This window comes from Serratia sp. CY47280 (genome assembly GCF_052168655.1).
Classification (GTDB): domain Bacteria; phylum Pseudomonadota; class Gammaproteobacteria; order Enterobacterales; family Enterobacteriaceae; genus Serratia; species Serratia bockelmannii.
Map to the genome: position 1 here is coordinate 414,419 of NZ_JBJNMG010000001.1, position 26,235 is coordinate 440,653.

The window sequence follows — 26,235 nt, forward strand, 5'->3', positions numbered from 1 at the left end:
GAATGACATCATCAACCAGGGAAAGCGCCGTGCATAACGCCAATAAAAACTTTTGGCCGCGGCCGATGCCCTGCAACCGAAGAGCCTCTATCATGACGAAAATGAACCGCCTGGCGGCCGCGCTGATCGCCGCACTGATCTTGCCGACCGCGCACGCCGCGCAGCAGCAGGATATCGACGCCGTTATTCAGCCGCTGATGAAAAAATATGGCGTGCCGGGCATGGCGATCGCCGTGTCGGTCGACGGCAAACAGCAGATTTACCCGTATGGCGTCGCCTCGAAGCAGACCGGCAAACCGATCACCGAGCAGACGCTGTTCGAAGTGGGCTCGCTGAGCAAAACCTTCACCGCGACGCTGGCGGTCTATGCGCAGCAGCAGGGCAAGCTGTCGTTCAACGATCCGGCCAGCCGCTACCTGCCCGAGCTGCGCGGCAGCGCCTTCGACGGCGTCAGCCTGCTGAATCTGGCGACGCATACCTCCGGCCTGCCGCTGTTCGTGCCGGACGACGTGACCGACAACGCCCAACTGATGGCCTACTACCGGGCCTGGCAGCCGAAACATCCGGCGGGCAGCTACCGCGTCTATTCCAACCTCGGCATCGGCATGCTGGGCATGATCGCCGCCAAGAGCCTCGACCAGCCGTTTACCCAGGCGATGGAGCAGGGGATGCTGCCGGCGTTGGGCATGCGCCACACCTACGTTCAGGTGCCGGCGGCGCAGATGGCCAACTATGCGCAGGGCTACAACAAGGACGATAAGCCGGTGCGGGTCAATCCCGGCCCGCTGGACGCCGAGTCTTACGGCATCAAGTCCAACGCTCGCGATCTGATTCGCTATCTGGACGCCAACCTGCAGCAGGTGAAGGTCGCGCAGCCGTGGCGCGAGGCGCTGACCGCGACGCACGTCGGTTATTACAAGGCGGGCGCGTTCACGCAGGATCTGATGTGGGAGAACTACCCGTACCCGGTGAAATTGTCTCGTTTGATCGAGGGCAACAACGCCGGGATGATCATGAACGGCACGCCGGCTACCGCCATCACGCCGCCGCAGCCGGAATTGCGCGCCGGCTGGTATAACAAAACCGGCTCTACCGGCGGTTTCTCCACCTACGCGGTGTTTATCCCGGCGAAGAATATCGCCGTGGTGATGCTGGCCAACAAATGGTTCCCGAACGACGATCGGGTCGAGGCGGCTTACCGCATCGTGCAAGCGTTGGATAAGCGCTGATCGTGGGGGGCGCCGTCGGGGCGCCCCTGTTACCGGTGCTGTCGATCTCGCCGCTCGCGCATGAAGTCGATAAAGGCGCGCAGCTTGAGCGGCAGATGCCTGCCGGCGGGAAAGTAGATGAAAAATCCCGATGCCTCGCTGGCATACTCCGGCAGCACTTCCACCAGATCGCCCTGCGCCAGCTCCTGCAACACCGTGCCCTGAAAACGCTGTGCGATACCCAGCCCCGCCAACGCCGCATCCTTGATCAGCCGATCTTCGTTAAAGATCAAACTGCCGATGACGTCCAGCGCCCGCTCATCGCCGTGCCGACTGAAATACCAGGGTTCCAATTTGCCGCTGCCGGGAAAACGGTAGCGCAGGCAATGGTGCGCAAGCAGATCGTCCGGCGTGGCCGGCGCGCCGCAACGCGCCAGATAGTCGGGCGAGGCGACCAGCACCCGGCGCTGGCCGTTGTCGATTGGCACGGCGATCATGTCCTTTTGCAGCATCGCGTGCATGCGAATGCCGGCATCGAAACTGCCCAGCACCAGATCGGAAAAGCGATCTTCGGTAAACAGCTCCAGCTGCACTTCGGGATAGCGTCGCTGAAATTCCGCCAGGTGCGGCATCACCAGCAGCGAAGCGGCCAGCTGCGGCAGCGTAATGCGCAGCAGGCCCGCCGGCTGCGCGCCCAGGGCGCGCACGTCGTCCGCCGCCACGTCGATCTGGCTCATGGCCGGCGACACCTTCTGATAGAACAACCGGCCCTCGTCGCTGAGGCGCACCGAGCGGCTGGTGCGGTGGAATAACCTCACTCCGAGCTGATTCTCCAGCGCCTGAATGTTTTGCGACACCGCCGGCGGCGTGACGCCCAGTTGGCTGGCCGCGCGGGTAAAGTTGCCCAGCCGTGCCACGGCTTCGAAATAGGGCAGCAGTTGCAGGAGAGAACTCATCTATTAATAACCTGTGCTTAATGATTCATTAAATTATGCCTTATTTTAATTTATGACGAACGTTTTAGACTGGTTTTACTTTCCCTCAGCGAGATGAAAATCATGTCGGCAACACAACAGGCGTTAACAGAACGGATCGCGGCGATCGATCAACAGGCGATGGCCGAAGGGCGCATCGTGGGCAGCGTGGTGCTGGTGGCGCGGCAGGGCGAGATTTGTTACGCTGGCGCGGCCGGCTATGCCGACCGCGAAGCGCGCCGGCCGATGCGGCGGGAAACGCAGTTTCGGCTGTCGTCGGTCTCCAAACCCTATACCACGCTGGCGGCGCTGCGCCTGATTGAGCGGGGCAAACTGAGCCTGGACGATGCGGTCAGCGATTGGCTGCCGTGGTTTACCCCGGCGCTGGCGGATGGCCGCCGCCCGACGATCAAGATCCGCCATTTGCTGAGCCATACCGCCGGTCTGGACTATCGGCTGAACCAACCGCCGGCGGGCGTTTACCATCAGTTGGGGATCCAGGACGGCGTGGAGCTGTCGACGCTGACGCTGGAGCAAAACCTGCGGCTGTTGGCGCAGGCGCCATTGCTGTCGGAACCGGGAGAGCGCTTCAATTATTCACTGGCGATCGACGTGCTTGGCGCGGTGCTGGAGCGGGTGACGGGCATGTCGCTGCCGCAGCTGTTTGTCGACTGGGTGGCGCGGCCGCTGGGGCTTGGCAACACCGCATTCCATGCGACGGACGCCGTGAACCTGGCGACTCCGTATTACAACACGCCGCAAGGGCCGCGGCGCATGCATGAAGGCCTGCGGATCGCCTTGCCGGAAGGCATGGCGGGGGGAGAAGTGACGTTCTCGCCGGCGCGCGCGCTTAACGTCGGAGCCTATCCCTCCGGCGGCGCGGGCATGGTCGGTGATGCCGACGACGTGCTGCGGCTGGTGGAGGCGCTGCGCAGCGGCGGGCAGGGCATGTTGCAACCGGATACGGTGGCGTTGCTGCGTCACCCGCACGTCGGCGCCGAGGCGCAAACGCAAGGGCCGGGCTGGGGCTTCGGCTTTGGCGGCGCGCTGCTGGTGGATCCAGACGCTGCGCAGACGCCGCAGCATGCCGGTACCCTGACCTGGGGCGGCGTTTACGGCCACAGCTGGTTCTTTGATCCACAGGCGCAGCTGAGCGTGGTGATACTGACCAACACCGCGTTTGAGGGCATGTGCGGCCGCTACCCGCAGCAGATCCGCGATGCGCTGTATGCGCTTCTATAGATAATGCTCTAATGTTTTAACGAAAAGTATTATCAGATTATCAATCTATGCATTTTATAATGGAGTACAGCTTATGTACTCCACTCCAACATTAGAAATGTTGAGTTTTATTTTGAGTCAGGAAACTTTATTTTTCTAATCGAGTCTATTAGTGTAGATACTTGCTCTATATGCTTTGGGGTGAAGTCAGAGTCTTTAATTTTGGCAAATGCACTATCTGTATTGATGTTCCAGTTTTCAAAAATATCTTTCATTTCAGCTTGGTTGACTTTGTTACCGTAAACCTCCAAGTAAAATTTCCCAAAGTTGATGGCATGCATCCTATCGCTTCTTTTCAATGACTCATGAACATAAGCGTTTGCTATATTGAAAGCATGCTTTGCCCAAGCGCACAATAATGTCACAATGATGAGGCCTTTAAATAATAGGAAGGAAACCAGTAACCAGTTGATACTTTCTTGAGAGACATTTTCAAGCTTCCCTTTGCCATATATAAGGGCAAAGGCAGCAAAACCTATAGCGAGCAACAAGGCAACCCCCCCTTGGATATTCCACAAACAGGCTTTTTCATCAAAAAAACCCGCTTTTTTTATTAAGCCATTAACAGCCGTGTCCACATATTCTGGGAGTTTTACTTCCAGTCTTTCTTGTTCTATTTTCTTTTGTTTTTCTTCTAATTCATTGATTTTTTTATTTAATTCCGCTTCCCTTTGAATAAGTTTTAGTTCAATTTCCTTATATTGCTCCTCTTTGCTGGATATCATTTGTTCAATCGATGATAGTTGTTTCTCTGATAAAATTAACCGCTCTTTTATTCTATTTTCTTTAATGTTGTAGTTTTTCTCTAAAATAGACTCCTTCTCTTCAAGATCTCTAATTCTTTCTATTATATTACTTTTCAATGAGTTTTCGAAAGCAGACGATAAATAATAATCAGTAATGTTATTTGATGTTCGACTGGCACCATGATTCCGAGAGGGGATTTTCTCTCTTTTATCTTCAGGAACCTCATCTAATAATCTTTCTTTTTGTACTTGATTGCATTTATTTATTAGTGAAGCTAGTTGTTCGGCATCAATCTTTTCTAGTATGGTTTTTATGGTTTTTGTGTTGCAGGATGCTAATATTTTGTTTATCGTATTCGAGAGTACCGTTTGAATTATGTGATCCCAAGCACTCTGGCTTAAATAACTTGCGACTTTTGCTATCGCCGGTGAATTCATGTGACCGAAAAGCGATGATATTTCTTTTGGAGAGCTTCTTTCAATCAGTTCTGTAAACTCTAGTTCTGATAGTTCTTGCCATAGTTTTGGCAGGTCATCTCTTTTTAAGTTTTTTATTCTGATTTGTTTTCTTGTGTCCATTTTTCTACTTCGATAATAGATATTAAAAGATCTATGTTAGTAGGTAATAGGGGGCTATATAGCCCCCATATTGATAATTTACGGTGCCGGAGCGGGTTCCGCTTCCTGCGCCGGTTCAGCGTCTTCCGCCGGGGCGCCCAGCATGGCGAACTGGCCGATGAACTCCTGCAGCGACATCTTGTTGCCGTTCAGGTCAACCTGATTGTCAGCGTAGTGGAACTTGCTCGCGATCACGCCGTCTTTCTGGGTGGTCAGCTTGAACATCTGGCCCATGGCCGCCAGGCCCTGCACTTGCTGCTGCGCCAGTTTCTGCGCGTCTTCCTCATTGTAACCCTGCAACAGAGCGGTCTTCGCGGTCACTTCGGTGGCCATCGCTTCCGGAATGGTCAGGCTGAGATCCAGCTTTTTAACCGCCTGAGCGATCACTTGATCCGGCGACTGTGCCGGGGAGGCGGCCTTGCTCGGATCGGTCATCGCCAGATCCAGCGTGAAGAGGCTCTCACCCTTGCTGTTTTTCCAGCTCAGCGGGGCGATGCTGAGGCTTGGGTTGCCTTTCAGCAGCATCGGCAGGTTCTTTTGCAGCATCTCGGAGGTCTGCTGTTCGTAGACGTCCGGATCCAGGTTCTCGCCCTGCTGCAGCAGCGCCATGGTTTGGCGGTTGTAGCTGTCGGAGAAGTCTTTCAGCGCCTTGCCGTCGACGTTGTCGATTTTCAGCGTCAGTTTACCGGCGCCGAAGTCGTTGCCCTGCACCTTGAGCGCGTCCATGGTGTAATCGATCTGGCCGCCGATGTTGCTGCTGCCTTGCTCGCCGAACTTGCTCACCAGATTGAAACCGTCCAACGCCACGGTGTCTTTACCGTCGATCGTCAGTTTGAACTGTTTCAGGGTCATCGTCTGATCGCCGAGCTTCACGCCGAACTTGCTTTCGTTGCTGTTGCCTTTCAGGTTGAAGCCCTGGAAGGTGATCTGCTCGTTTTGGCCGAATTCGTTCGGGCTGGCGAACACGATAGTGTCGCTATTGGCGTCCAGCGCGAATTTTTTCAGATCGCGGGACACGTCGGCGTCAATGGTGGCGCCGCTGAATTTCAACGAAGATTTATCCTTCTGGTAGTCCAGTGGGATAAAGTCGATGGTGGACGCGGTATCGCCGCTGTACGAGATGCGCGAATCGGCGGTAAACAGCGATTTTCCTTTGGTGGTTTCAAACAGGCCTTTCACCGCCGGGGTGTTTTCCAGCTCGGTATGCACCGACGCCATGCTCGGCAGCAGGTTGAATTTTTTCAGCTGCGCGAACGGGAACGGACCGTGATCGATGGTTTCCAGGAACGCCACTTCTTCACCGGCTTTCAGCGCCGCGTTTTCACTGGTATCCGTGCCGTCGGAACGCAGCACATAACGCACTTTACTGCTGAACAGGCCGCGCTGGTAATTTTCATAGCTCAGCTTGACGCCGGCTTTCGGCAGGTAGGCTTTCAGTTGGCCGTTGGCGTTGTCGACGACTTCGCCCATGTGCTGCTCGATCTGTTTCCCGGTGTACCAGGATGCCCCGGTCCATGCTGCGCCAAGAACGACAATGACGCTGACAGCGACTAACGATTTTTTCATAGCTCTGTTTCATCCTTTTTTCTTATCACCCTCCGTTGCGTGGGAGGGGCAAATAGGGGCCGCCAAAAAACGCCCGCAGGCGTTTAATTGTGGGGGCAGCTCTCGCTTTCAGCAAGCAATTTGCTGAAATTTATCAACGGTTAGGCCAGTTGGTTATAAACCCGGGCGATGCGGCCGCTGCCGCTGACGTTGACCGGGGATTCGAAGGCGCCGATAAAGCAGGATTCACCCGGTTTGAGCGTCAGGCGCTGCCCGGATTTTTCCAGCGTCGCTTCGCCGCTGACGCAGAACACGATAGCCGCGCTCCGCTGTGCCAGCGCCTGCGGCGCGGCGGTCAAATCGTGCAGTGAGAAGGCGAAATCTTCCACCGGGATCGGGAAGAACAGCTCGTTGCCGCGCCGCTCCGGTTGGGTCAGCAGGCCGGAAGCCGGCTGCGGGCGAAACTGCAGGTTGGCCAGCAGCTCGGGCACGTCGATAAATTTCGGCGTCAGGCCGGCACGCAGCACGTTATCCGAGTTGGCCATCACTTCCAGCGCCACGCCTTTCAGGTAGGCGTGCGGCGTTTCGGCATACAGGAACATCGCTTCGCCCGGCGCGAGCTGCACCACGTTCAGCAGCAGCGGTGAGAACAGGCCGCTGTCGTCCGGATAGAAACCGGCGATGAACCGCACGGTATCCCAGGGTTCACCCTGCTGGTTGTTGAGCGCGGCTTTCAGCACGCCGAGCGCCAGCGACTTCTGCTCGCCGCTCATCGTCAACAGGCTGGCGAACAGGGTAGACAGATGGGCGGTGTCCGGCTGCTGCAGGAAGGCGGCGATATCGTGGTGCGCGCCGGCGATAGGTTGCAGCAGGGAAACGATATCGGCCAATTCACGAAAACCGTTCATCGCCAGGAACGGCGTCAGCGCGAACACCAGCTCGGGCTTGTGATTGGGATCTTTGTAGTTGCGTTCGGCGGCGCTCAGCGGGATGCCGGCGGCGTTCTCTTTCGCGAAGCCGACCTCGGCCGCCGCTTTGCTCGGGTGGACCTGGATCGACAGCGGCTGATCGGCGCACAGCACTTTAAACAGGAACGGCAACTCGCCAAAACGGCTGGCGACGTTGGCGCCCAGCTGTTTTGGCTGGTCTTCGTCGATCAGATCGCGCAGCGAACGCAGTTCACCGTCGGCGCCCGGCACGCGGGAAGGGCTCTTGGGATGGGCGCCCATCCACAGTTCGGCCATCGGCTGATTATCCGGGTTGGCGATGCCGTAAAGACGGGTCAGCGCGTCGTGGCTGCCCCAAGCGTAATTCTGTACCGCGTTGGTCATTTTTTGCATGTCGATAAACGTCCTTCTACGTCATTGCCGCACTATTGGCAATTAACCTTCTGATTTTATACGGTTAACTCAATCTATGCCGACGACCATCATACCCTCGCGTCGGCAGGAAAAATCATGGGCGCGATCAAAACATCGCCGGATAACGTCGCGCCCGGCAACGGGGCCAAAGTATAGCGTGATAACGATCGGCGTCTCAATTGGTGCGCAGGTCTCAACGCGGCCCAGAAAATCCGTCGCAAGATTATTCTTTGGGAGAATGGGTTATTGCCGATAGCTCGTTTATCCTGCGTCATTATTTATTCTTCAACATGTCAAACTATGTCGGCTGAATTTATTTTTTACCGTCTGAGCCATTCCCTTATTATTATTTTCGCGCTGCGCCGGGCGATCACACGCCGAGCTTAAACCGGCGCGTCAGACCCCTTTACCGTAACGGCCAACGAGTCGATTTAACGAAACAAGAGGTCTGTTGCATGAAAAAACTGTTGTTGTTGTTGTTGGGCTTTTGCACCGGCGCAGCTCAGGCGGCGGTGATTGTCGCCTATCCCTACGCAGCTCCGCGCGCCGTGGTGATCGCGCCGGCACCGATCGTCGTTGCACCCGCGCCGGTAGCGGTTCCCACCGCGATCGCACCCGTGGCGCACCCGCTGGCACTTACCGCCGGCGCGGTGGCGACCGGGGCGTATCGGCATAATGAACGGCAGGACGCCTATGACGAAATCAATCATCTGCAGCAACAACGTATCGATGAGCTCAATCATTTACAGGCGCAACGCATCAATAATTTTAATTCGCGTCATCCGCGTTAATGGCTACCCACACTTTTATTCTCCGGACTCATTTCCGGCCGTTTATTTCGGCGCGGGTTAACCGGCGGAAAATAACCGCGTCATTGATGGGTAAAAGAGATGAAACGTGCTGTGAGATAACTCTCTTAATGCGAATAGTTATTATGTCACTATACTGGGAGTGCATGCCGACGGGGGGTAGCGCGTCGGCCTAACCCTACAATTTTAGGAATTATGCTAAGGAGATCATGATGGCAGGCGTTCGTATCGAAAAAGACTCTATGGGCCCCATCGAAGTCGCGGCCGACAAGCTGTGGGGCGCGCAAACCCAGCGTTCGTTGGCACATTTCCGTATTTCCTCCGAAAAGATGCCGACCGCGCTGATCCACGCGCTGGCGTTGACCAAGCGCGCCGCCGCGCAGGTGAACGTGGATCTGGGGCTGCTGCCGGCCGAGCGGGGTGCCGCCATCATCAACGCCGCCGACGAAGTGCTGGCGGATCGTCATGCTGACCAGTTCCCGCTGTCCATCTGGCAAACCGGCTCCGGTACCCAGACCAACATGAACATGAACGAAGTGTTGGCCAATCGCGCTAGCGAGCTACTGGGCGGCGTGCGCGGTGAAGAGCGCAAGGTGCATCCGAACGACGACGTCAATAAAAGCCAGAGCTCCAACGACGTGTTTCCCACCGCGATGCACGTGGCGGCGGTGATTGCGCTGCGCGAGCACCTGATCCCCGAGCTGAAAGTGCTGCACAAGACGCTGAGCGACAAGGCCGAAGCCTACCGCGACATCGTTAAAATCGGCCGCACCCACCTGCAGGACGCCACGCCGCTGACCCTGGGGCAGGAAATCTCTGGCTGGGCGGCGATGCTGGCGCACAATCTGAAACACATCGAGGGCAGTATTCCGCACATCGCCGAGCTGGCGCTGGGCGGCACGGCGGTCGGCACCGGCCTGAATACCCATCCGGAGTACGCGGTGCGCGTCGCTAAAGCGCTGGCGGAATTGACCCATCAGCCGTTCGTCACCGCGCCGAACAAGTTCGAAGCGCTGGCGACCTGCGATGCGCTGGTGCAAGGGCATGGCGCGCTGAAAGGGCTGGCGGCTTCGCTGATGAAGATCGCCAACGACGTGCGCTGGCTGGCGTCTGGCCCGCGCTGCGGCATCGGCGAGATCTCGATCCCGGAGAACGAGCCGGGCAGCTCCATCATGCCGGGCAAAGTCAACCCGACCCAGTGTGAAGCGATGACCATGCTGTGCGCGCAGGTGCTGGGCAACGACGTGGCGGTGAACATCGGCGGGGCTTCCGGCAACTTCGAGCTGAACGTGTTCCGCCCGATGGTGATCCACAACTACCTGCAGTCGATCCGCCTGCTGGCCGACGGTATGCAGGGCTTCAACGAGCACTGCGCGGTGGGCATCGAACCGAACCGCGATCGCATTACCCAGTTGCTGAATGAATCGCTGATGCTGGTGACGGCGCTCAACACCCATATCGGTTATGACAAAGCGGCGGAAATCGCCAAGAAAGCGCACAAGGAAGGGCTGACGTTGAAAGCCGCGGCGCTGAAGCTCGGCTATCTGACCGAAGCGCAGTTCGATGAGTGGGTGCGGCCGGAGGCGATGGTCGGCAGCATGCAGAAGTAACCGCGTTCATCACCATCTCTTAACGGGGCGCGGTTGCGCCCCGTCTTTTCATGCTAATCCTTCCAGCACCGACAACAGCGCCTGCGGCTCCGGCCGCCGGGTGTAATCGGCGTGCGCTTCGGCGTAGACAATACGGCCATCGGGAGTAATGACGAACCGCGCCGGCAGCGGCAGCGTCCAGCTGTCATCCTGGTTGAACTGCGCCAGATCGAGGCCGAGCCGCTGTTGATACAGGGCGATCAGCGCGTCCGGCAGGCGGTAACGCAGGCCGAATTGAGCCGCCAGGCGATTGCCTGCATCGCTGAGCAGCGGAAAGGTGAGATCGTGATCGCGCGCGGCCTGGCGGTTATGCACCGCGCTCTGCGGTGAAATGGCCACGAGCTGCGCGCCGTGATGCGTGATGGCGGGGAGTGCGGCCTGCAGCGCCTGCAGATCGAGCGTACAGTAAGGGCACCAGACCCCGCGATAGAAACTGATGACCAGTGGGCCCTTCGCCAACAGCGCCGCGGAAGAGCATGGCCGGTTTTCGCTGTCCGGTAGGATAAAGCCGGGCGCGGCGTCGCCGACCGTCAGCGCGCATTCGGTAATGCCCGACGCGATCTGCGCCTGGATCGCCTCACGCATCAGCGCGTGATCTTGCGCCGCGAGTTTGAACGGCAGTTGGTCGGTTTCGAATGCCACTTTGAAGGCATCGAGTTTGTCTTGCAGTGTCATGCGTTCTCCTGATGGGAATGAGGGGGAGCGCTCATCTTGCCCATTCCTAAATGGCGCGTGTAGACTGCAATAAATGCTAACCGTTATTCCATCAAGGAATGTCATGGGTAAATTTGCCGATTACGAAACCTATGCCTGCGTTTACGAGAGCGGTTCCTTTACCGCGGCAGCGCGGCGGCTGCACGTGGGGCAGCCGGCAGTCTCAAAAGCGGTGGCGCGGCTGGAACAGCAGCTCGGCACGCGCCTGATGCTGCGCTCGACCCACGGCCTGCAGCCGACGGATGCGGGACAGCAGCTGTATCAACGCACCCGACGTATCCTTAACGAGCTGGCGGAGACCGAAGCGCTGGTGCAGAGCGCTGGCGAGACCCTGAGCGGCCGGCTTCGGGTCGCTTCGGCGGCGGTGTTCGCCCGCATCGTTCCCTTGCCTGATTTGACGGCGTTTATGCGCGCCAATCCGCGGTTGAACGTCGATCTGCTGCTGGATGACGGCAATTTGTCGCTGATTGAAGAGGGCATCGATATTGCCCTGTGTATTGGCGAATTGGAGAATTCCGGCTTTACCGCCCGCAAGCTGGGTGAGGTAAAGCAATGCGTGATCGGCACGCCCGGCTATTTTGCCGCTGCCGGTATGCCGCAGCGGCCGGAAGATCTGTTGCAGCATGAGATGGTGATTTACCATCACCGTGGCGGCGGCGAGCAGTGGCGCTTCAGCCGTGGAGAGGAACAGCGCACGCTGCGGCTGCCAGGGCGCATGCGGGTCAACGCGGCGGAGTGCGTGCGCGAGCTGGTGATGGCGGACTTCGGTGCTACCGTCGCCAGCGAAGGCATGTTTCGCAACGAGCTGCAAAGCGGGGCGGCGATTGCGGCCTTAGCGGACTGGCAACTGCCGCCGCTGGCGCTGTGGGCGGTGTTCCCCGGCGGCCATTTCGTTTCGGCCAAGGCGCGGGCCTTTGCCGATTTTGTCCAAACCGCGTTATGCAGGGAGCCGTGATATGTCGCGCGCACAACGTTTACTCGATCTGATGCAGCTGCTGCGCAGCCACCGTTATCCGGTGGCGGGCCATGCGCTGGCGCAGACGCTGGGCATCAGCATGCGCACGCTGTACCGCGATATCGCCACGCTGCAGCAGCAGGGGGCGGAGATCGCCGGCGAGGCGGGCGTCGGTTATGTGCTGCGCCCCGGCTTCATGCTACCGCCGCTGATGTTCTCGCAGGCGGAGACAGAAGCACTGGTGCTGGGGATGCGCTGGGTCAGCCGCCACGGCGACAGTCAGCTGGCGAGTGCGGCGGGCCAGGCGCTGGCCAAGATCGCTGACGTGCTGCCGCCGGCACTGCGGGAGGAGCTTGAGGCCAACACGCTGTTGATAGCGCCGGTTCAGGCGCCGCCGGTGGCGGATGAGCTGCGGGTGCTGATCCGTGACACCATCCGCCGCGAGCGCAAGCTGCATATCGACTATCTTGACCTGGCGGGGCAGCGCAGCGAACGCCTGTTGTGGCCCTTTGCACTGGGTTTTTTCGACCAGTTCCAGATGTTGGTCGCCTGGTGCGAGCTGCGCCAGGCCTTTCGTCATTTTCGCCTCGATCGCATCCAGGCCGCCACGCCGTTGGAACCGCGCTATCCGCGCGGACGGCGGCGGCTGCTGAAAGAGTGGCGCCTCAGCGAGGGCATTGCGGAGCAATAGCGGCACGCTGCTGCCATAAACTGTCAGTCGCGCGCCTTAGTCTGTGCCTATCGGGAACCGGCCGGTTCCCATCATCCAGAGGACAGACCGATGACCCTTCCCAGCATGACCCTGCTTTACGTCGACAATCCGCTGAACAGTGCCGCCTTTTATCAACGTTTACTGGGACAGGCGCCGGTAGAGCTTTCTCCCGGCTTCGCCCTGTTTGTGCTCAACAACGGCTTCAAGCTGGGGATGTGGGCCAAACAGGGGGTAAAACCCGCTGCCACGTTGACCGGCGGCGGCGGTGAGCTGGGCTTCTTGTGCCAGGATCCGCAAGAGGTCGAAGCGCGCTATAACCAGTGGCGCGAACTCGGGCTGCCTATCGAGCAAACGCCGACCGAGATGGAATTCGGTTACACCTTCGTCGCACGGGATCCGGACGGCCATCGCCTGCGAGTATATGCCCTCAGCGAGTAGCGTCATCGGCATACAGGTGCAAGCGCGGCACCAGCAGCCGCAGCGGTCGGGCGTCGGGTTTGTAACGGTGTTTCACCGCGTCAACGTCGTAGTTGAGCAGCTCGCCAATCTTCGGCACTGCGGCGCCGCTCTCTACCTGACACAGGGCGATCAGCGGCAGCGGGCAGGGGTGCTGCACCTGCTTTTGCTGCTGCTGATACCACACGCGGGCGATAGGTTGTACTTTGACCGGCCGCTTGATTTTCAGCGTCGCGTACTGCGGCAGACGGCTGACATCGTCTATTTCGCGGCTGACCAGGGCGGCCCACTGTTCACGGCTGTGCGGCGGCACCGCGCGGCCGGCTTTCAGGCTTTTCTCCAGCTGCGCCAGGATGTCGTCCCGCTTGACGTTTTTGATGATGTGCTTGTTGGCCCAGCCGAAGCGCACCGAGTCGGGGTTGGTCAGGGCGGTGAGGGTGCGGTAGGCGCTGAGGGTAATCAGCCCGTGCAGATGGGTGTGTACGAACTCGAAACGCTGCTCCGGCGCCAGACCGGAATCGACGGTGATAATCTGCTCCAGTTCGCCCTTCAGGCGGTTGATCAGCGCCAGCTGCGCCTGCAGCGCCTGATACTCCGGTTGCTCCACCGCCAGACAGATAACGCCGGGCAGCCGCACGGCGGCCTTGCTGCTGACATTCTCCCGGTTATGGTGGATGAACAGCCGCTGATAATGCTCCAGCGCCAGATCGCGCGCCGCTTGTCCCACGTGCTGTTCGACCGCGATATGCGAGATAGCCTGATGTTCCTGGCCTTTTTCAACCTCCGGCAGGCTGAACACCCGCGCTGCCAGCAAGCGCAGCGGGGTGATCTGCTGCTGCAATGCGCTCAGCGCCTGCTCTAGCTCGACAAAGCAGGCATTCATTCGGCCAATCACATCGTATCTGCTCATCGTACGCTCCTATTTTAGTTACAACATACTATAGGAGAGTAGCAGGCTGGGGGCAACATCGGCGATGGGGAAATACTCGGCTTAACTGCCCGCCCGGCTTACCAGGGGGAAATAGGGCGGGTAGCAGGGGGAATTCTCTCGCTCGTCTGCCACACATGCGGGTAAGCGTGATTGTCGAAAATAAACCTGGTCTTCTTATGGTTTTGATTCATGGATGAATTTTTTCCCGCTCGTTTATTTTTTGTTTAGTCCATTTCTCGTTTGCCGTTGTCCAATCGCTGGAACAAACAGAATGGCAGGACGCTATGAGCCCTTGGGGTTATCTTTTCTTCTGTCATTAACGGGTGCTTTAACAGGAGGTTTACTGTGGATATTAAACAGAAAGTCAAAAACATGACGCTGGAAGAGAAGATCGGGCAAAAAATCATGCTGGATTTTCGCTACTGGGATCGGAACGGTAGCAGCAATCAGGATATGACCGTTCCCGATGAAGCCATTGGCAAGCTGATCGCCGATAACCACGTGGGCGGGGTGATCCTGTTTACCAATAATCTGAAAGACAAGCAGCAGATCAACACGTTGACGGCTTGGTATGCCGCGATGAAAACGCACGCCGGCATTCGCCTGTTTATTGGCACGGACAACGAGGGCGGTAACGTTTTCCGGTTGCCGCGCGGCGACTACGCCTCATTTCCCGGCAATATGGCGCTGGCGGCGGCGATTGAGGGCGGTGCGGATAAACAGCTCGCCGTTGAACAAGGCAAACTGATGGCCCAGGATATGCGCGCGTTGCATATCAACACCAACTTTGCCCCGGTCGTGGACGTCAACACCAACCCGTTCAACCCGGTGATTAACGTTCGCGCCTTCAGCGATGATAAGAACACCGTGTCCCGCCTGGCCGAGAAAATGGTTGCGGGGATGAAGCAGCAAGGGCTGATCACCGCTTACAAACACTTCCCTGGCCATGGCAGCACCTCCACCGACTCGCATACCGGTTTGCCGCGCGTCGATCGTACGCGGGAAGAGGCGTTTGCCATCGATATCGCGCCTTACAAACAGGCCATTGACCGCTGTGCGGCGCCGGACATGGTCATGACCGCGCATATTCAGTATCCGGCTCTGGACAACCGCCAGATCGACACCCGCAACGGTAATAAAATCACGGTGCCGGCCACCATGTCGCATGAAATTCAGACACAGATTCTGCGCAATGAGTTGGGGTATGCCGGCGTAACGATTTCAGACGCGCTGGATATGGGCGCGATTGCTGAGCACTTCACCCAACAGGGGGCGGCTGAAAACGTCTTTGCCGCCGGGGTGGATATCGCCCTGATGCCTGTCAGCATCGCTTCGCCGGCCCAGGCTAACCTGCTGCCGGACCTGATTCGTTATCTTGCGGAAAGGGTGAAAACGGGGCATCTCAGCGAGGCTGATATCGATGCCTCGGTCGAGCGCATTTTGCGCCTCAAATTACGCCATCACCTGATGGGGCATCGCGAAGCCTCTTGTTCCAGCAGCGTTTCGTCCTCAGCACACAAGCTGGAAAAGCGCATTGCCGATCGCTCCATTACCGTGGTTATCAACCGTCACAGCCTGCTGCCGTTGAAAGACAAAGCGCTGTGCTATTTTATCCTGACCCCGTGGGGTGAGCAGGCCAAAGGCATCGCTAACGTGATGGCACAGGAAGGCTACCAGAACGTCGTTGCCGCGAAGGAAACGGAACTGAGCGATGCTCAGGTCAGGGCGCATATTGCCGATTGCGACGTGTTCCTGCTCGGCACGCTTTCGACCCGCTTTACGCCTGCTGAACAGGATGGGGTCATTACCTCCGCAACCGGAGCGAGTAATGACAGCAGCCCTTATCCGGGCTGGTTGAAATACGCCGCCGAACAGGGGAAAAAGCGCGTTCACCTCTCACTGCGCGCACCTTACGATATTGTGAACTATGCCGCAGACGTGGAGGCGGCCGTCGCCACCTATTCTTACTACGGGTATGACAGCGGCGTGTGGCGCGGTCCCTCGATGATATCTCTGGCACAGGTGCTGACGGGAAAAATCACACCGCACGGAAAACTGCCGGTCAACACCTGGCATGACTACGATGTGGAGACCAACACGGACAAGATCGCATTCCCTCGCGGGACCGGGCTGAGCTGGTAATGGGACAAGTACCGGCGTCGTCAGAAAGGGCGACGCCGGCAGCTTGCTCGCGTTGAGAAAGCGGGCGGTTTCTTGCTCTGCACGAAACGACATGGGATAACCGTCACTCACGGAAGGAGAATATTTATGCCGACAGGCGCAACAAAACTAGGCGGATGGCTGTTGATGGCCGCCATGCTGGGCGTGAGCGGATGCGCCAAGCCCCCCGAACCGGAGAAACCTGCACAGCCGACACCGCCGGTTACACCGATGCGGGGCATCTGGCTGGCCACGGTCATTGGCTTGGACTGGCCGCCGGCGGCCTCCCTGAAAGCGGAAACGGCGCAAGAGCGGGTGCGCCTGCAGCAGCAGGGGCTGACGGATGCGCTGGACGACATGGTGAAAACCGGGATTAACACGGTGTATTTTCAGGTTAAACCGGACGGAACGGCCCTGTGGCGTTCTGAGATCTTGCCTTGGTCTGAGGTCTTGACCGGCACCGTGGGCCAGGATCCGGGTTATGATCCGCTGGCCTTTATGCTGCAAGAAGCGCACCGGCGCGGCATCAAAGTGCATGCCTGGCTGAACCCTTATCGGGTTTCCATGAATACCCGACAGCAAACGATTGATGCACTTAATCAGACGTTGCAGTCCCCACCGGCCAGCGTCTATGCGCTGCATCCTGACTGGATCCGCACGGCCAACGACCGCTTCGTGCTCGATCCTGGCTTACCCGACGTGCGCAACTGGATCACTGGCGTGGTGGCTGAAATAGTCAAAAACTATGATGTCGATGGCATTCAATTTGACGATTATTTCTATTACGAAACGCCGCAATCGCCGCTGGATGATGGGAAGACGTATCGCGCCTACGGCAAAGGGTTTGCAGACAAAGCCGCCTGGCGCAGGGACAACACGCTGCAATTGATAAAACAGGTTTCAGCCACCGTCAAAGCGTTGAAACCCGCGGTTGCGTTTGGCGTCAGCCCGGCGGGCGTATGGCGAAACAAAGCGGACGATCCTGCCGGCTCGGCGACGCGGGCAGGGGCGCCATCGTACGATACGGCCTATGCCGATACGCGCCAGTGGGTAAAACTGGGGCTGCTCGACTATATCGCACCACAGCTGTATTGGCCTTTTGATCGTGAAATTGTCCGCTACGACGTGCTGGCCAACTGGTGGGCCGAGGTGGTGAAAGGCACGCCGGTTCGGCTCTATGCCGGGGTGGCGCTGTATAAAGTGGGCACGCCATCGGCCAGCGAGCCGGCCTGGACCGTCGATGGCGGCGTTCCCGAGCTGAAAAGGCAGTTGGATCTCAACGAGAGCCTGCCGGGGATGGGGGGAACCATCCTGTTCCGGCAACGCTATCTGACCGAGCCGCAAACGGATAAGGCCATGGAGTACCTGCGCACCCGCTGGAAAACCGGTCAATAATCACAGGCACTGGCAGGACGAGCCGCGGCAAATCGCCGCGGCTTTTTCTTTTCAAAGACGAGCGGCTTCCGGCAGGCGTTTCAGGTAATGCACCACCAGCAGCGCCAGCAACAGCATCAGGCTGATAAACGCCGCTACGCCATTCCAGCCGAAGCTGTGCCAGAACACGCCGCCGAGGGTGCCGGCCACGCTGGAGCCGACGTAATAGCAGAACAGATACAGCGACGACGCCTGGCCTTTGGCGCGGCGCGCACGGCGGCCAATCCAGCTGCTGGCCACCGAGTGGGCGGCGAAGAAACCGGCGGTGAACAGCATCATGCCGATAAAGATCGCCGGCACCTGCGGCAGCGCGGTAATCAGGATCCCGATCAGCATAATCACGATTGACGCCAGCAGCACCGGGCCACGTCCGAAGCGCGAGGTGAGCGCGCCGGCCTTGGGCGAGCTGTAGGAACCGGTGAGGTACACCACCGACAGCAGGCCGACAATCGCCTGGCTCAGGTGGTAAGGATCCGCCAGCAGGCGATAGCCGATATAGTTGAACAGGGTGACGAAGCTGCCCATCAGCAGGAAACCTTCCGCGAACAGCAGCGGCAGGCCCTTATCGTGCCAATGCAGCTTGAAGTTGATCAGCAGGGTGCGCGGGCGCAGCGAGCTGGCGCGAAAATGCCGCGAGGCAGGCAGGATACGCCAGAACATGCAGGCGGCGGCGAGGGCGAACAGGCCGATGACCCCGAGCGATACGCGCCAGGAGAAGAAGTCGGTCAATACCCCGGTCACCAGGCGGCCGCTCATGCCGCCGATCGAGTTGCCGCTGATGTATAGCCCCATCGAGAAGGCGACGAAGCTGGGATGGATCTCTTCGCTGAGATAGGTCATGCCGACCGCCGCCACGCCGCTCAGCGACAGGCCGATCAGCGCGCGCATCAGCAAAATGCCGTGCCAACTGGTCATAAAGGCGCAGATCAGCGTGCAGACCGCCGCCAGCAGCAGCGCTACCACCATCACCGATTTACGGCCGATGGCGTCTGACAGCGGCCCGGTGAACATCAGGCCGATCGCCAGCAGGCCGGTAGAGACCGAAAGCGACAGGCTGCTTTCCGCCGGCGATACGCCGAAGTCTTGCGACAGCACCGGCAGGATCGGCTGCACGCAGTAGAGCAGCGCGAAGGTTGCCAGCCCGGCGGAAAACAGCGCCAGCGTTACGCGCATAAACTGCGGCGTGCCGCGTTCGATATAGGGGAGTTTGTTGTTGAGGGTGGAGCGTTTTACTTTTGGCGCAGCGGCCGCGTCATCGTTGGCGGCCAGCGTCGACGGCATCACGGCCGCAGAACGCACAGGGGTTGTCACAGCGTTTCCTTACCGAACTTCGGGGAGATAAACAGACACTTTGCAGATAACAAAATGATAGGGAGTGGCGAATTTTTTGTCTAATATATTAATAATTCAAATTAAGACGTTTTAAATATGAATATCGAGCTGAGACACCTGCGTTACTTTATTGCCGTGGCGGAAGAGCTGCATTTTGGCCGTGCCGCCGAGCGGTTGCGGATCTCCCAGCCACCGCTCAGCCAGCAAATCCAGGCGCTGGAAGAGATGGTCGGCGCGCGGCTGCTGGCGCGCAACAACCGCAACGTCAGTTTGACCCAGGCCGGGGAAATGTTCCTCAAAGAAGCCTACCAGGTGCTCGATCAGGTCGGGCGCGCGGCGGAAAAGGCGGCGCGTCTGGATCGTGGCGAACTGGGGGAAATGACCATCGGCTTTACCTCTTCCGCGCCCTTTATCGGCGTGGTGGCGCGCAGCCTGCGCACCTTTCGTCAGCAGTCCCCGCAGGTGCATATCAAAATGCGCGAAATCAACACCAAACAGCAGATCGAACCGCTGCTGAACGGTGAGCTGGATCTGGGGGTGATGCGCAACACGCGGCTGCCGGAAGCGCTGCACTATCAGCTGTTGCTGCGCGAACCGCTGGTGGCGGTGGTGCCGGAGGGGCATCCGCTGGCGGAAACGCCCGGCGGCGCGCTGCGTTTTCAACACCTGGCGCAGGAGCCGTTCGTGTTCTTCTCGCGCGAAGTGGGCACCGCGCTGTATGACGAAATCCTGCTGCTGCTCAGCAAGGCCGGCATTACTCCCTATATCACCCAGGAAGTGGGGGAAGCGATGACCATCATCGGGCTGGTCTCCGCCGGGTTGGGGGTGTCGATTTTGCCAGCGTCATTCGCCCGAGTGCGGGTGGACGGCGTGCGCTATTTGCCGCTGGCGGAGCCGGACGCCACCACCGAAGTTTGGCTGGTTCATCACCGCCGCCGGCCGCTGACCGCCGCGGCGCAGGCGCTGATGGCGTTGATGCTGAAATGACGTTGAGGTTGGGCAAATAAAAATCAATTCGCGCTGAAATTGCGAGGAATTTGTGCAGCAAATCACATAACGAATCAAATAGTTGACGCTGTATGACAAAAGCCCCACCATAACCCCTAGTCTTTATTTAGAAGCGCGAAAAATAGTAGGAGCCGGTTTGTGATTGCGGTTGGGCAGCCTGGGCATATCGATCAAATCAAGCAGACCAATGCGGGGGCGGTTTATCGGCTAATCGATCAGCTGGGCCCGATTTCGCGTATCGAACTGTCAAAACGCGCACAGCTGGCGCCCGCCAGCATCACCAAGATCGTGCGCGAACTGCTGGAAGCCCATCTGGTCAAGGAAACCGAGTACCAGGAAATCGGCAGCCGGGGCCGCCCGGCGGTGGGGCTGGTGCTGGACACCGAGGCTTGGCATTACCTTTCCGCCCGTATCAGCCGCGGCAGCATCACGCTGGCGCTGCGCGATCTCAGCAGCAAACTGGTGGTGGAAGAGTTGCTGCCGCTGGCGGCCGAACACCCTGAACCGCTGCTGAAACGCATCCTGACCGAAGTCGACCAATTCTTTATCCGCCACCAAAGCAAGCTGGAGCGACTGACGGCGATCGCCATCACGCTGCCGGGCATGATCGACGTGCAGTCCGGCGTGGTGCACCGCATGCCGTTTTACGACGTGCTGGAGATGCCGCTCGGCCCGGCGCTGGAAACCCGCACCGGCCTGCCGGTTTACCTGCAGCATGACATCAGCGCCTGGACCATGGCCGAGGCGCTGTATGGCGCCTCGCGCGGTAGCCAGAACGTGATTCAGGTGGTGATCGACCACAACGTCGGCGCCGGGGTGATCACCGGCGGCCACGTGCTGCACGCCGGCAGCCACAGCGTGGTGGAGATCGGCCACACCCAGGTCGATCCGTACGGCAAACGCTGCTATTGCGGCAACCACGGCTGCCTTGAAACCGTAGCCAGCATCGAGAACATCCTGGAGATCGCCCAGCAGCGGCTGAGCGGTTCGATGAGCTCCAGCCTGCACGGCGCGCCGCTGACCGTTGAATCGCTGTGCGACGCCGCGCTGGCGGGCGATCAGCTGGCGCGGGACATCATTCTCGGCGTCGGCCACAGCGTGGGGCGCATTCTGGCGATCATGGTCAACCTGTTCAATCCGGAGAAGATCCTGGTGGGCTCGCCGCTCAACCGCGCGGCGGAGATCCTGCACCCGGCCATCGCGTCCTGCATTCGCCAGCAGGCGCTGCCGGCCTACAGCGAGCAGGTCAAGGTCGAATCCACGCAGTTCTTCAATAAGGGCACCATGCCCGGCGCCGCGCTGGTGAAAGAGGCGCTGTACAACGGTTCGCTGCTGGTGCAATTGCTGCAAGGCTAACATCAGAACTTCTTATTAATCCCGCAAAAGATTGAGCTACCTCAAGCCCCTACGTGGCAGCATCCCCTAGAATTTTTCCGAAAGACTTCTTCGCCGCCGATGCGGCGACACATTGTTAACGGGGCATTCTGGGGCATTTTATTCATGTTGAAGCGTTTATTTGTGACAGGCACGGATACCGACGTCGGTAAAACCGTGGTTTCCCGCGGGTTGATGCAGGCGCTGGCCGCCGAAGGCCGTTCAGTGGCCGGCTACAAGCCGATCGCCGCGCGCTGCCAGGAAACCAGCGAGGGCATCCGCAATAAAGACGCTTTGGTGTTGCAGGCATCTTCAACCTTGCCGCTGTCCTACGAGGAGATCAACCCCATCACTTGTCTGGATGAGGTGTTTCACGCGCATGCGACCGAGGATATCAACTATGGCCTGATGAGCAGCGGCCTGCGGGATCTGTCCGCCAAAGCCGATACGGTGGTGGTGGAGGGCAGCGGCGGCTGGCGCGTGCTGATGAACGATCTGCGCCCGTACGCCGAATGGGTGGTGCAGGAGCAACTGCCGGTGGTGCTGGTGGTGGGCATCAAGCTGGGCTGCGTCAGCCACGCGCTGCTGACCGCGCAGTCGATCATCAACGACGGCCTGCCGCTGCTGGGCTGGGTGGCCAACCGCATCAATCCGGGGTTGGCGCACTACGCCGAAACCATCACGGCGCTGCAGCAGCGCATTTCCGCGCCGCTGCTGGGTGAAATTCCGTATCTGCCGCGCGCGGAGCAGCGCGAACTGGCGCACTACCTCGATATTTCCACGTTGCTGTAGCCCATTCAGGCACAGAACGTCGCCAACAATCGGGCGGCGATCAGCAGGCCCAGCCCATACACCGTGTGGGTGAGCAGGCTGAGGAGCCGCGCTCTGCGCGGATTGGCGGTTTTCGCCGCCGCCACGCCAAAGCCCAGCGCGGGCTGCATCACCAGAAACGGCGCCGCCAGGCTTAGCCAGCCGCTCAACAGCGCGATGCGCGGTTCCGGCGCCGCATACCACTCGATGCCCGCCAAACCGAGCGGGATAAAGGCGAACGCCAAGCCGATGGCGTAGTGCAGTATCCAGCCGATTTTTCTCTCACCCTGGCGCGGCGGCGCCGTGACGATGGTGGCGTGAAACCAGCGGCCGTCGAACATGCCGAGAAACCAGCGGCCCACCAGCGCGTAATCGAGGGAAGGGATGCCGAAGCGCCGCTTCAGCAGCAACGCCCACAAATCCATGCAGAGGGTGGCGCCGGCGCCGGTTAACAGGATGCGCACTAACATATCGGGGGTCATACGGGTGTCCTTAACTCAGTGACGTGATAATGTGCGCACAGTGTGCAACTTAAAGTCGGCTTCAAGTCAATGGCAAAAGAACTGGATATCGGCGCGGTGGCGCGCCTGAGCGGAGTCGCGCCTTCTGCGCTGCGGCATTACGAGAAAAAGGGGCTGATTGCGTCGATAGGCCGCCACGGTTTGCGCCGTCAATACGCCGCCGGGGTGCTCGATCAACTGCGGCTGATTGCGCTCGCGCGCCTGGCCGGCTTTACGTTGGATGAGATGAGTGCCTTGTTTGACGAACGGGGCCAAATCGCGATCGATCGCGGGCTGCTGGCGGCGCGGGCGGATGAGCTTGATCGCCATATCCAGCGCCTGATGCAGGTGCGCGACGGGCTGCGGCACATGGTCGATTGTCCTGAACCCGAGCACCTGCAGTGCCCGCAGTTCAGGAAAATATTGCAGCAGGGTGAGTTCTAAGCCTCGCGTTTGGGCGGCGGCGCCGTGTGGTACACCGACACCGGCCGCAGGCCGCGCGACACGGTGGTGGCGATCACGCAGGCCAGCAGAATGCCGGGCAGCAGCGCGTATTCGCCGGTCATTTCAAACACCATCAGCGCCGCCATGATCGGCGCATGGGTGGTGGCGGCCAGCAGGGTAGCCATGCCGGTCAGCGCCAGCAGCAGCGGCACCGCCGCATCCATGCCCGGCCACAGGCCAAACAGCTGACCGATGATCGAGCCGAGCGCGGCGCCGACGAACAGCGTCGGGGTGAAGACCCCGCCGGGTGCGCCCGACCCGCTGCTGGCAAGGATTGCCAACAGTTTACATACCAGGATCGCCCCCAGCAGCAACACCCCCGGTGGCGCAATCAGCAGCGCCTGTACCACGCTGTAACCGTTGCCCCACACCTGTGGGAACAGCAGCGAAAGCAGCCCGACGATCAGGCCGCCCAACGCCAGCTGCAACGGCGGCTTCAACCGCAGCGATCGGAACGCGCGGCCGGTGGCGGTCATCAGCCATAAAAACAGCGGCCCGCCGGCGCCGGCCACCACGCCGACCAGCGCCATCAGCAGGTATTGTGTCGGCAGAGGGGCGGATAGCGGCGTCACCAGGTAGAGCGGCGCCTGGCCGCCGTTGAGCAGGTTGGTCATCAGCAGGGCGCTCACTGCGGCGATCACCACCGGGCCGAGCGAGGCCAGCATCAGGGTGCCGAACAGGATCTCGGCGATAAACAGGCTGCCCGCCAGCGGCGCATGATAGGCGCTGGCCATCCCGGCGGCGGCAGCGCAGGCCACCCACAGTTTCCATTCTTTCTCGTGCGTAAAGCGCTGGGCAAACAACGAGCCCACCAGCGCCGCAAGCAGGATCATCGCGCCTTCGCGGCCGATGGCGCTGCCGCTCGACACCACCAGCAGCGACGCCAGACACTTCACCAGACTGGCGCCGGTATCCAGCTTGCCGTTGCCGGTCTCAATCGCTTCCATATAGTCGGTGGGCGCCGCCGGACGCTGGTGACGGTAGCGCTGGTGAATATACAGCAGCAGGCCCGCCGCCAGACCGCCCAGCGCGGGCGTCAGGGCACGTCGCCAGCCGGGCAGCGCGGCGGCGGCGGCCACCAGGCTGCCGTCGGCATTGCCGAGCAGCAGCCACTCGAGGCCAATCATCGAACGGTGGAACAGCCACACCGCCAGGGCGGCGGCGACGCCGATAAACACGGCGATAAGCAGGCTGCGCAGCAGGGCGCGATAGTGGTGCAGGTGGACCAATCTTTTCATGCGTGGGCGGCGTCGTGAGAAAAATCAAAGGGTCATCAGCGCATTGTGCTTGGCGCTCCGGCCGATGACCAGTGAATCTTTAGCAAACTGCGGCATAGGCGGGGCGGCGAGCGCCCCGGCGGGGGTTATTGCGGCGTCAACACCCGGCGCGTGCGGCCGGAGCTGAGGTAGTCGGCGATATAATCCTGCGAGATTTCGCCGCTGTAGCGGCCGTCTTCATCGACGATCGGCATCCAGGAGGTGTTGTGCTCGTACAGTTTCGACAGCACCACGCGCAGGTTCTCCTCCGCACGGGCGGTGACGCGGAAACGGTGCAGGCTGTCGGCGCAGACCCCGGGCGCGCCGCGCGCCTCACGGCGTTTGACGTATCCCAACGGTTTGCCGTCGGCATCCACCACCGTCACCGAGCGGGCGTCGATATCGTCCATCAGACCGAACGCCTCCACTAGCGGCGTCTCCCGGCGCACCGTCACCGTTTCCTGTTGATCGGCCACGTCGCCGGCCTGCACCAACAGCAGGCGCTTCAGCGTGCGATCCTGGCCGACAAAGGACGCGACGAAGTCGTTCGCCGGGCGCGCCAGCAGCTCATCGGCGCTGGCGTTCTGCACGATTTTGCCCTGGCGGAACACCGCGATGCGATCGCCGAGCTTCAGCGCTTCGTCGATGTCGTGGCTGACCAGCATCACGGTCTTTTTCAGCTGGCGCTGCATGTCGAGAAACTCGTTCTGGATGGTTTCGCGGTTGATCGGGTCTACCGCGCCGAAGGGCTCATCCATCAGCAGCACCGGCGGATCGGCGGCCAGCGCGCGGATCACGCCGATGCGCTGTTGCTGCCCGCCGGACATCTCTTTCGGGTAGCGGTGCAAAAAGCGCTTGGGATCCAGCGCCACCATGCTCATCAGCTCCTCGGCGCGATCGTGGCAGCGTTTTTTGTCCCAACCCAGCATGCGCGGCACTACGGTGATGTTCTCCTCGATGGTCATGTTGGGGAACAGACCGATCTGCTGGATGACGTAGCCGATTTTGCGGCGCAGGCTGACGGTATCCAGCGCGCTGGTGTCCTCGCCGTTGATCAGAATGGTGCCGCCGGTGGGTTCGATCAGGCGGTTGATCATCTTCAGCGTGGTGGTTTTGCCGCAGCCGGAAGGGCCGAGCAGCACGCAGATTTCACCTTCCGGCACGTCCAGATTGATGTTGTCGACGGCGTTGAACGGTGTGCCGTTCTTCTGCATGAACTGTTTGGTCAGATTTTCCAATTTAATCATGAGCGGATCCCCTTGGGCGTTAGCGCAATTTGCAAGCGGTGCAATAACCAATCGAGAACGATCGCCAGCAGGCTGATCATCACGGCGCCGGTAATCAACTGGCGGATGTCGCTGCTGCTGATGCCGTTGAGCAGCAGCAGGCCAAGGCCGCCGGCGCCGATCACTGCGGCTATCGCCATCACGCCGATATTCATCACCACGGCGGTGCGAATGCCGCCGAAAATCACCGGCAGTGCCACCGGGATCTCTACCCAGCGCAGGCGTTGCCAGAACGTCATGCCGATGCCGCGGCCGGCTTCGCGCAGCCCGCCGGGCAGGTTGTCGAGCGCGGTGTGGGTATTGCGCACGATCGGCAGCAGCGAGTAGAGGAACACCGCGGTGATCGCCGGTACGTAGCCAATGCCGTGGCCGATTAAGGAAAACAGCGGGATCATCAGCCCGAACAGGGCGATGGAGGGCACGGTCAGCACCAGCGTGGCCAGGCTCAGCACCGGCGTCGCCAACCATTTGTGGCGGACAATCAGCACGCCGAGCGGCACGCCGATCAGGATCGCCAGGCCGACGGCGACGCCGACCAGCAGCAGGTGTTCCAGCGTCAATCCGGCGATATAGGCCCAGTTTTGCCAGGCGTAAAGTAAGGTATTCATCATG

General features: G+C 59.8%; 24 protein-coding genes. 13 read left to right on the top strand and 11 right to left on the bottom strand.

Going from position 1 to position 26,235, the window contains the following annotated elements; genetic code table 11:
• The first annotated feature begins 92 nt into the window (after positions 1-92).
• Positions 93-1,229 carry an SRT/SST family class C beta-lactamase gene (blaSRT, locus tag ACJ8J4_RS02125; protein ID WP_033640466.1) on the top strand — a complete coding sequence of 379 codons (1,137 nt, stop codon included), beginning with the start codon at positions 93-95 and terminating at the stop codon, positions 1,227-1,229.
• Positions 1,230-1,258: 29 nt separating this feature from the next.
• Here blaSRT and ACJ8J4_RS02130 read toward each other — a convergent pair whose 3' ends face one another.
• On the bottom strand, positions 1,259-2,164 hold the full coding sequence (locus ACJ8J4_RS02130) for a LysR family transcriptional regulator (protein ID WP_197821824.1): 906 nt from the start codon (positions 2,162-2,164) through the stop codon (positions 1,259-1,261).
• Positions 2,165-2,266: 102 nt separating this feature from the next.
• On the opposite strand from ACJ8J4_RS02130, the gene ACJ8J4_RS02135 reads away from it, so the two are divergent.
• Positions 2,267-3,424, top strand: coding sequence for a serine hydrolase domain-containing protein (locus ACJ8J4_RS02135; RefSeq protein WP_197821825.1), 1,158 nt, complete (start codon positions 2,267-2,269; stop codon positions 3,422-3,424).
• A 107-nt stretch (positions 3,425-3,531) separates the two neighbouring features.
• On the opposite strand, the gene ACJ8J4_RS02140 is transcribed toward ACJ8J4_RS02135, so the two are convergent.
• The 3 genes from ACJ8J4_RS02140 to manA form a co-directional block, all read right to left on the bottom strand.
• A complete protein-coding gene (locus ACJ8J4_RS02140; protein WP_261456330.1) occupies positions 3,532-4,788 on the bottom strand; it encodes a hypothetical protein in 1,257 nt (418 codons plus the stop codon).
• Between the two features lie 78 nt (positions 4,789-4,866).
• Positions 4,867-6,393 (bottom strand): YdgA family protein, encoded by a 1,527-nt coding sequence (locus tag ACJ8J4_RS02145; protein WP_197835562.1) that lies wholly within the window; start codon positions 6,391-6,393, stop codon positions 4,867-4,869.
• Positions 6,394-6,533: 140 nt separating this feature from the next.
• Entirely contained in the window at positions 6,534-7,712 is a 1,179-nt protein-coding gene (manA, locus tag ACJ8J4_RS02150) for a mannose-6-phosphate isomerase (RefSeq protein WP_025302701.1), read from the bottom strand.
• 476 nt (positions 7,713-8,188) lie between these two features.
• Here manA and ACJ8J4_RS02155 point away from each other — a divergent pair, with 476 nt between their 5' ends.
• Positions 8,189-8,524 (top strand): hypothetical protein, encoded by a 336-nt coding sequence (locus ACJ8J4_RS02155; RefSeq protein WP_169541210.1) that lies wholly within the window; start codon positions 8,189-8,191, stop codon positions 8,522-8,524.
• Positions 8,525-8,754: 230 nt separating this feature from the next.
• A complete protein-coding gene (fumC, locus tag ACJ8J4_RS02160) occupies positions 8,755-10,152 on the top strand; it encodes a class II fumarate hydratase (RefSeq protein ID WP_049203492.1) in 1,398 nt (465 codons plus the stop codon).
• A 48-nt stretch (positions 10,153-10,200) separates the two neighbouring features.
• Here fumC and ACJ8J4_RS02165 read toward each other — a convergent pair whose 3' ends face one another.
• On the bottom strand, positions 10,201-10,866 hold the full coding sequence (locus tag ACJ8J4_RS02165) for a peroxiredoxin-like family protein (protein ID WP_049203490.1): 666 nt from the start codon (positions 10,864-10,866) through the stop codon (positions 10,201-10,203).
• A gap of 103 nt (positions 10,867-10,969) precedes the next feature.
• Between ACJ8J4_RS02165 and ACJ8J4_RS02170 the strand changes: the two genes are divergently transcribed.
• The 3 genes from ACJ8J4_RS02170 (at position 10,970) to ACJ8J4_RS02180 (ending at position 13,010) form a co-directional block, all read left to right on the top strand.
• The gene (locus tag ACJ8J4_RS02170; RefSeq protein ID WP_442515976.1) at positions 10,970-11,860 is read left to right on the top strand and encodes a LysR substrate-binding domain-containing protein; all 891 of its coding nucleotides are present in this window, start codon (positions 10,970-10,972) and stop codon (positions 11,858-11,860) included.
• Position 11,861: 1 nt separating this feature from the next.
• Positions 11,862-12,551, top strand: coding sequence for a helix-turn-helix transcriptional regulator (locus tag ACJ8J4_RS02175; RefSeq protein WP_025302706.1), 690 nt, complete (start codon positions 11,862-11,864; stop codon positions 12,549-12,551).
• A gap of 90 nt (positions 12,552-12,641) precedes the next feature.
• A complete protein-coding gene (locus ACJ8J4_RS02180) occupies positions 12,642-13,010 on the top strand; it encodes a VOC family protein (RefSeq protein ID WP_028128189.1) in 369 nt (122 codons plus the stop codon).
• On the opposite strand, the gene tus is transcribed toward ACJ8J4_RS02180, so the two are convergent.
• Positions 13,000-13,938 carry a DNA replication terminus site-binding protein gene (gene tus / locus ACJ8J4_RS02185; RefSeq protein ID WP_099816806.1) on the bottom strand — a complete coding sequence of 313 codons (939 nt, stop codon included), beginning with the start codon at positions 13,936-13,938 and terminating at the stop codon, positions 13,000-13,002. The genes ACJ8J4_RS02180 and tus overlap by 11 nt on opposite strands.
• 366 nt (positions 13,939-14,304) lie before the next feature.
• Here tus and ACJ8J4_RS02190 point away from each other — a divergent pair, with 366 nt between their 5' ends.
• Entirely contained in the window at positions 14,305-16,101 is a 1,797-nt protein-coding gene (locus tag ACJ8J4_RS02190) for a glycoside hydrolase family 3 N-terminal domain-containing protein (protein WP_442515977.1), read from the top strand.
• Positions 16,102-16,227: 126 nt separating this feature from the next.
• Complete coding sequence (locus tag ACJ8J4_RS02195; protein WP_197835607.1) at positions 16,228-17,514, top strand: family 10 glycosylhydrolase; 1,287 nt, start codon at positions 16,228-16,230, stop codon at positions 17,512-17,514.
• 51 nt (positions 17,515-17,565) lie between these two features.
• Here ACJ8J4_RS02195 and ACJ8J4_RS02200 read toward each other — a convergent pair whose 3' ends face one another.
• Positions 17,566-18,834, bottom strand: a complete 1,269-nt coding sequence (locus ACJ8J4_RS02200; RefSeq protein WP_031300458.1) for an MFS transporter — start codon at positions 18,832-18,834, stop codon at positions 17,566-17,568.
• Between the two features lie 147 nt (positions 18,835-18,981).
• Here ACJ8J4_RS02200 and ACJ8J4_RS02205 point away from each other — a divergent pair, with 147 nt between their 5' ends.
• The 3 genes from ACJ8J4_RS02205 to bioD all read left to right on the top strand — a co-directional run bounded on the left by ACJ8J4_RS02205 (position 18,982) and on the right by bioD (position 22,059).
• Positions 18,982-19,872, top strand: coding sequence for a LysR substrate-binding domain-containing protein (locus ACJ8J4_RS02205; RefSeq protein WP_025302712.1), 891 nt, complete (start codon positions 18,982-18,984; stop codon positions 19,870-19,872).
• Between the two features lie 159 nt (positions 19,873-20,031).
• Positions 20,032-21,249 carry a sugar metabolism global transcriptional regulator Mlc gene (mlc, locus tag ACJ8J4_RS02210; RefSeq protein WP_025302713.1) on the top strand — a complete coding sequence of 406 codons (1,218 nt, stop codon included), beginning with the start codon at positions 20,032-20,034 and terminating at the stop codon, positions 21,247-21,249.
• A 144-nt stretch (positions 21,250-21,393) separates the two neighbouring features.
• Entirely contained in the window at positions 21,394-22,059 is a 666-nt protein-coding gene (gene bioD / locus ACJ8J4_RS02215; RefSeq protein WP_025302714.1) for a dethiobiotin synthase, read from the top strand.
• 5 nt (positions 22,060-22,064) lie between these two features.
• On the opposite strand, the gene ACJ8J4_RS02220 is transcribed toward bioD, so the two are convergent.
• Positions 22,065-22,559 (bottom strand): DUF2938 family protein, encoded by a 495-nt coding sequence (locus tag ACJ8J4_RS02220; protein WP_043143271.1) that lies wholly within the window; start codon positions 22,557-22,559, stop codon positions 22,065-22,067.
• A 69-nt stretch (positions 22,560-22,628) separates the two neighbouring features.
• Here ACJ8J4_RS02220 and ACJ8J4_RS02225 point away from each other — a divergent pair, with 69 nt between their 5' ends.
• Positions 22,629-23,021 carry a helix-turn-helix domain-containing protein gene (locus tag ACJ8J4_RS02225; RefSeq protein WP_043143268.1) on the top strand — a complete coding sequence of 131 codons (393 nt, stop codon included), beginning with the start codon at positions 22,629-22,631 and terminating at the stop codon, positions 23,019-23,021.
• Here ACJ8J4_RS02225 and clcB read toward each other — a convergent pair.
• The 3 genes from clcB to osmW form a co-directional block, all read right to left on the bottom strand.
• Entirely contained in the window at positions 23,018-24,319 is a 1,302-nt protein-coding gene (gene clcB / locus ACJ8J4_RS02230) for a voltage-gated ClC-type chloride channel ClcB (protein WP_025302717.1), read from the bottom strand. The two genes, ACJ8J4_RS02225 and clcB, sit on opposite strands and share 4 nt — an antisense overlap.
• Positions 24,320-24,444: 125 nt before the next feature.
• Positions 24,445-25,584 (bottom strand): osmoprotectant ABC transporter ATP-binding protein OsmV, encoded by a 1,140-nt coding sequence (gene osmV, locus ACJ8J4_RS02235; protein WP_016927861.1) that lies wholly within the window; start codon positions 25,582-25,584, stop codon positions 24,445-24,447.
• On the bottom strand, positions 25,581-26,231 hold the full coding sequence (osmW, locus tag ACJ8J4_RS02240; RefSeq protein WP_015377782.1) for an osmoprotectant ABC transporter permease OsmW: 651 nt from the start codon (positions 26,229-26,231) through the stop codon (positions 25,581-25,583). The genes osmV and osmW overlap by 4 nt, the downstream gene beginning before the upstream one ends.
• Between the last annotated feature and the right edge of the window lie 4 nt (positions 26,232-26,235).